This window comes from Gilliamella sp. Nev5-1 (genome assembly GCF_001690895.1).
In the GTDB taxonomy this organism is placed as follows: domain Bacteria; phylum Pseudomonadota; class Gammaproteobacteria; order Enterobacterales; family Orbaceae; genus Gilliamella; species Gilliamella apicola_C.
Window position 1 is genome coordinate 1 of the sequence record NZ_LZHO01000087.1, and the last position, 6,525, is coordinate 6,525.

The 6,525-nt window shown below is 35.8% G+C and carries 6 protein-coding genes and 2 pseudogenes; all 8 read left to right on the forward strand.

What is annotated here, in order from left to right; all coding sequences use genetic code 11:
- Positions 1 to 1,625 (forward strand): RHS repeat domain-containing protein (locus A9G41_RS11900; RefSeq protein ID WP_143425478.1); only part of this gene is annotated, 1,625 nt, incomplete at its 5' end.
- A gap of 8 nt (positions 1,626 to 1,633) precedes the next feature.
- Positions 1,634 to 2,317, forward strand: coding sequence for a hypothetical protein (locus tag A9G41_RS11905; protein ID WP_065581360.1), 684 nt, complete (start codon positions 1,634 to 1,636; stop codon positions 2,315 to 2,317).
- Between the two features lie 395 nt (positions 2,318 to 2,712).
- A complete protein-coding gene (locus A9G41_RS11910; RefSeq protein ID WP_065581359.1) occupies positions 2,713 to 3,084 on the forward strand; it encodes a hypothetical protein in 372 nt (123 codons plus the stop codon).
- 34 nt (positions 3,085 to 3,118) lie between these two features.
- A pseudogene (locus tag A9G41_RS14805) lies at positions 3,119 to 3,214 on the forward strand (RHS repeat-associated core domain-containing protein); the annotation flags it as partial.
- Positions 3,215 to 3,217: 3 nt separating this feature from the next.
- On the forward strand, positions 3,218 to 3,676 hold the full coding sequence (locus tag A9G41_RS11915; RefSeq protein WP_075539744.1) for a hypothetical protein: 459 nt from the start codon (positions 3,218 to 3,220) through the stop codon (positions 3,674 to 3,676).
- A gap of 8 nt (positions 3,677 to 3,684) precedes the next feature.
- Entirely contained in the window at positions 3,685 to 4,365 is a 681-nt protein-coding gene (locus tag A9G41_RS11920) for a hypothetical protein (RefSeq protein WP_075539745.1), read from the forward strand.
- 418 nt (positions 4,366 to 4,783) lie between these two features.
- The gene (locus tag A9G41_RS11925) at positions 4,784 to 5,464 is read left to right on the forward strand and encodes a hypothetical protein (protein ID WP_075539746.1); all 681 of its coding nucleotides are present in this window, start codon (positions 4,784 to 4,786) and stop codon (positions 5,462 to 5,464) included.
- Between the two features lie 241 nt (positions 5,465 to 5,705).
- Positions 5,706 to 6,525: pseudogene (locus A9G41_RS11930) on the forward strand (RHS repeat domain-containing protein); the annotation flags it as partial.

Here is a 6,525-nt window from a genome sequence, read left to right on the forward strand (position 1 = left end):
TCAATGGCACTAAACTGCCCGATGGGCAATGGTTAGAATATCATTACAATCAGGGTCAGCTACTGGGGATGACACTCGACCACCAGCCATTAGCCGCTTTTCGTTGGGATAAACAAGGGCGAGAGTGTGAACGCCGTCAGGGTAATGGGCTGGTTAACCGTTACCAGTATGACCCGCTAGGGCAACTTATTGCCCATCAACGTTATCATAGTTATGATATCAGCACCCAAACCTCGCCAACGCCAATTTGGCAACAGCAATATCACTACAATCCTAACGGACAGCTTGCCGAAATCACCGGACATCAGCCACGCCGTTACCGTTATGATAACGCCGGTCAATTACACACAGTGACTTACCCTGAGGTCAATCCCGAGCAACATCATGCTGAAAAAGTCGAGCAGTTTGATTATGACCCAACGGGCAATAAAATCAGTGAAACCCAAGCACTAGCCCCCACGCCTTTTCATGCCAATATCGCCAAAGGCAACCGATTAACCTTTTTTAGTGATAAACACTTTGAATATGACCGCTTTGGTAACTTAATTGCCGAAAAGCGCGGAAAAGACCACAGTCTAGTTACCCACTATCAATACGACTGCCGGCATCGACTTATCAAAGTGATTAAACCGACGGGGCTTATCATCACTTATACTTATGATGCCTTTAACCGTCGTACCAGTAAAACGGTAGACGGCAAAACCACCGAATTTATCTGGCAAGGTAGTCGGCTTATTGCCGAGACCGATAACGATAAACACTGGCAAAGCTACCTTTACGAGCCAGACTCTTACCGCCCCTTAGCTCTGGTGCACGGCAATGCGCAGCAAGACAATATCAAACTCTACTGGTACCAAAACGACCACCTCGGCACACCCATAGCCCTTACCGGCAGCTTAGGTGACACGCTCTACGAATGCCAGTATAATGCCTATGGACAGATAATAAACGAAACCTACCATCAGGACGATATAGATTCCCTGCCGAATAATCCGTTAAGGTTCCAAGGGCAATATTATGATGAGGAAACAGGGCTTCATTATAACCTAAACCGTTACTACGACCCATTTACTGGCAGATATATCACCCAAGACCCACTTGGCATACTGGGTGGGTTAAATAGTTATCAATATGCCAATAATGATCCAATAGACTTAATTGACCCGTTGGGATTAGAATGTAAATGGTTTATTGTTGGAAAGAAAAGATACTTAAAATCTGCTGAACAGGATGGAACACTCGTTATTGGTGCCGGGCTAAACCCTATCGAGGGTGCTTACAATATATCTCATCCTGCTCACCCTATGGCGCCAGGTGTTTTTGCTGGCGATGCGCATAATCTGTCGAATATCGCCACTGGCTCGCAAAAGACCATTATAATGGATAATCCGTATGGCTATGCTCCCTTAAATGATGAAGTTCTCCGCGTTTTAAAGAAAGATGGGACAATAATCATTCGTGGCAGTGAAAATAATAAACATCTTAGAAAAATAGAAGAAATCGCCAAACTTAAAGATTTGCAATTAATTAGCAAACAAAAAGTCCTTAGTGCGGGATATAAACAAACGAGTGGAGCGCCAATTCAAGGTAAAGAAATAGATGAATTTATTTTTAAAAAACAATAGGTGATATAATGAAATACAAATTAGATCTAACCGATATTTATAATTATTTTATTGATTTTAATGGGTTAAGTGGAATAAAAAGTTATGCTTCTTTACCTTGGTTTGAAAAAGGATCATCTATATGCAAAATGCATCTAGAAAATGTATCTATAAATATGGATGAAGCGGTATTGCGCGACCAAATACTTTCTGTTAACCCGAAAAGTATAATTAATATCAGTGATGATTTAGTTATATTAGCTCGAAAAGCTTTACTAACGATAGAAAACGTATGCTGTTATGACCTTAAAGTCATGCATAATGAGCGTGATTATTATTATTCATCCGGCTTAAAATTTAATATCAAAGATCGTTATATTGACTTTGGCGGGTTTGATACAGAGCACTTAGATTCAAATATATATGGAAGTGCTATTTTTCAAGGTCATGTTTGGTTAGAATTGGAGGAAGATAGCATTGTTCCATTAATGATTGGATATGATGATCAGGTTGGTGGGTATGAGGGGATAAAAAGGATAAATTACACTAAAGAATTGGAAGTAAAGATGAAAAATAAATCTTTAGATATGAGTATTTTTAATCATATTGAATCCCCAATATGGGATTTTGATTTTTATATGAAGCATTTTTATAGTCATTATTGGTACAAGGAAGCTATTTTGGATTATCCGCCAAGCCAAAATAATCGATAGTGCTTACATTATTTAATTAATAGATTTCAAGACATTTAAGCGTCTTAACTTAATCAAGCATATTTTTAAGCTTTGGTCTATTGGGTGACAGTTAACGCTGCCACCAAGTTATGTTATTCTTTATGCACAAAATTAGAATAAAATAATTACACCAAAACCCTAAACGATAAAAAAATCTCAACGCAACGGTATACACTCCTTAACGTTTTTTACAGACTAAATTCCCATATAAGTGTGGATGCACCTTGGGAAACGAGAGCTTTTGCACAAGAGCGAGTTTTTCAATTAAGGGGGGGAGCACCACTTGAGTTTAGCTCTGCCAAAATGATGCTAAAACATATTGAGAAAAATTATCCAAATATTAAATATAATCCATACAAGAATTAAGGCTTATTATGTTATTAGAACTGATGAAAGACTTATTGTTATTTAAACAAGCAGATATTCAATCGCCAGCACTTTATTCAGCTATTCGATTAGTAGGTAGAAGAAATTTATTTATAATTTCATTAAATTTGATTGATTGGATCAAAGTAGAAGGTGTGAGAAAGAAAACACGCAATCTAGATTTGTGGCCAGATATTCCTTGGTGTGAAAATTTAAGATTGCTTATTGTGAAAAATCCCGAATTTTCACAATCATTTAAAGTAGTAAAAAATTATTTAACTTATAATGATAAAGTTACCGAAGAAGAACGACAAAAAGCAATAGAGTATATTGCTAAACATAATTATACTCCACCACCGCTAATATCATTACGAAGATAATTATGTATTTTGTTTAAATCATGATTACGACCCGTTTACAGGCAGATATATCACCCAAGACCCACTAGGTATACTGGGTGGGTTAAATAGTTATCAATATGCCAATAATGATCCAATAGACTTAATTGACCCGTTGGGATTAGAATGTAAATGGTTTATTGTTGGAAATAAAAGATACTTAAAATCTGCTGAACAGGATGGAACACTCGTTATTGGTGCCGGGCTAAACCCTATCGAGGGTGCTTACAATATATCTCATCCTGCTCACCCTATGGCGCCAGGTGTTTTTGCTGGCGATGCGCATAATTTGTCGAATATCGCCACCGGCTCGCAAAAGACCATTATAATGGATAACCCGTATGGTTATACTCCCTTAAATGATGAAGTCCTCCGCGTTTTAAAGAAAGATGGGACAATAATCATTCGTGGCAGTGAAAATAATAGACATCTTAGAAAAATAGAAGAAATCGCCAAACTTAAAGATTTGCAATTAATTAGCAAACGAAAAGTCCTTAGTGCAGGATATAAACAAACGAGTGGAGCGCCAATCAAAGGTGAACAAATAAACGAATTTATTTTTAAAAAACAATAGGTGATATAATGAAATACAAATTAGATCTAACCGATAGTTATCAATATTGTATTGATTTTGATGGGTTGAGTGGAGTAGAAGTCTATTCTTCTTTGCCTTGGTTCGAAAAAGGAACATCTATATGCAAAATGCAACTAGAAAACTTATCTATAAATATGGATGAGGCTATATGGCGCAATCAAATACTTTCTGTTAATCCGAAAAGTATAATTAATATTAGTGATGATTTAGTTATATTAGCTCAAAAAGCTTTACTAACGATAGAAAACGTATGCTGTTATGACCTTAAAGTCACGCATAATGAACGCGATTATTATTATTCATCCGGCTTAAAATTTAATATCAAAGATCGTTATATCTACTTTGGTGGGTTTGATACAGAGCACTTAGATTCAAATATTTCTGGTAGAGCCATTTTTCAAGGGCACGTTTGGTTAGAATTGGATGAAGATAACATTGTTCCATTAATGATAGGAAATGATGATCAGCTCGGTGGGTATGAGGAGATAAAAAAAATTAATGAAAATAAAAGATTAGAAGTAAAAATAAAAAATAAATCTTTAGATATGAGTATTTTTAATCATATTGTGTCGCCAATATGGGATTTTGATTTTCAGATAAAGCATTTTTCTGATCATCATTGGTACAAGGAAGCTATTTTGGACTATCCGCCAAGCCAAAATAATTGATAGTACTGGCCGCTATAATAGATGATTTAGGTAATACTATTTTTTAGCAAAACCTAACCATTAGCGAAATATCGACAAATTTTAATATAATCGATTTCAACACATTGAAATACTATTAATTTAATCAAATATACTTTTTAAAGGCTTTATCCATTTGATGTCCGTTAACACTGTCGCCAAGCCTTGTCATTCCCCATCGCACAAAAATAAGAACAGGTATCGGGAAGCTATTAATAATTATAAATAAGCTGATAGACAGAAAAAAGACCAATAATAAAGTTGAATTGATTTAATGAAGTTAATTTTTTGGCAAATTATTATTTCAAGCTAAAAAGAAGATAAAAAGTTGTTTAAGTAAACCAGAACAAGGGCTTACAAGATATCATCATCCAGATGATTTTACGAGTAGGGTGATATGATGAAATACAAATTAGATCTAACCAATATTTATCGATACGTTATTGATTTTGATGGGTTAAGTGGAATATATGGATATTCTTCTTTGCCTTGGTTCGAAAAAGGAACATCTATATGCAAAATGCATCTAGAAAATGTATCTATAAATATGGATGAAGCGGTGTTGCGCGACCAAATACTTTCTGTTAACCCGAAAAGTATAATTAATATCAGTGATGATTTAGTTATATTAGCTCAAAAAGCTTTACTAACGATAGAAAACGTATGCTGTTATGACCTTAAAGTCATGCATAATGAACGCGATTATTATTATTCATCCGGTTTAAAATTTAATATCAAAGATCGTTATACAATATTTGGCGGATATGATACAGAGCACTTAGATTCAAATATTTTTGGTCGAGCCATTTTTCAAGGTCATGTTTGGTTAGAATTGGAGGAAGATAGCATTGTTCCATTAATGATTGGGAATGATGATCAGGTTGGTGGGTATGAGGGGATAAAAAAGATAAATCATAATAAAGAATTGGAAGTAAAGATGAAAAATAAATCTTTAGATATGAGTATTTTTAATCATATTGAATCCCCAATATGGGATTTTGATTTTCAGATAAAGTATTTTTCTAGCCATGATGGGTACAAGGAAGCTATTTTGAATTATCCGCCAAGCCAAAATAATTGATAGAGCTTACCTTATTTAATTAATAGGTTTCAAGACATTTAAGCGTCTTAACTTAATCAAGCATATCTTTAAGCTTCGGCCTATTGGGTGACAGTTAACGCTGCCACCAAGTTATGTTATTCTTTATGCACAAAATTAGAATAAAATAATTACACCAAAACCCTAAACGATAAAAAAATCTCAACGCAACGGTATACACTCCTTAACGTTTTTTACAAACTAAATTCCCATATAAGTGCGGATGCACCAACGCGACACCGCCGATGAATACGTCTTGTATAAAAAAGGTAACAACCGCGTACGATATCATTTCAAACGAGTTGAACAAACGGCCTATTTAAGTGCTATTACTGATAAGTATGGTCACCGACTCAATGTGGTTTATGATAATCATCATCGCTTGATAGCCTTACAACCTCAGCAAGATAAAACACGACGTTTAGCTTTTGGTTATTATGATAAGCAATCAATACTGATTGATACGGTCACTATACAGATTTTAGTGGAAGGGGAATGGCAAACGCTGCACCCTCTAATGCACTATCACTATAATGACCATCATCAACTTATTGGGGCAACTAACGCAGCGGGTCAAACTGAAACGTATGAATATGACGCCTTAAATGTTATTCAAAAGCGAACAATGGCTGGAGGCGCTGAATTTAACTGGGTCTGGGAGGGTGAAGGTCAAGATGTTCGTTGTTTACGTCAATGGGGTAACTTTGGGCAATTAGATGAACGTTACACATGGCAAGATGAAAACGTGATTGTCACCATGGCTGATGGCAGTCAAAAGTGTTACTCCCATAAAGATGGTTTGTTACAGTCAGAAACCGATGCTAATGGGGCGACCAAAACCTATCAGTATAATGAAGAGGGATTGAAAACCGTTGAGATTGATGCGTTAGGGCATCAAACCCACTATGAATATACGGTTAATGCCGAGTTAAAAACCATTATTTACCCAGACAACAGTTATGAAGATTATACTTGGCAACGTGGACGAATTATTCGAATTGAAAAAAATGGGCTGATATGGCGAATACGTTATAACCATCACG

Excerpts from the sequence above, each read along its gene's own strand:
- A9G41_RS11910 (WP_065581359.1), top strand. The coding sequence starts at position 2,713 with ATGTTATTAGAACTGATGAAAGACTTATTGTTATTTAAACAAGCAGAT.
- A9G41_RS11920 (WP_075539745.1), top strand. The coding sequence starts at position 3,685 with ATGAAATACAAATTAGATCTAACCGATAGTTATCAATATTGTATTGAT.
- A9G41_RS11925 (WP_075539746.1), top strand. The coding sequence starts at position 4,784 with ATGAAATACAAATTAGATCTAACCAATATTTATCGATACGTTATTGAT.
- A9G41_RS11905 (WP_065581360.1), top strand. The coding sequence starts at position 1,634 with ATGAAATACAAATTAGATCTAACCGATATTTATAATTATTTTATTGAT.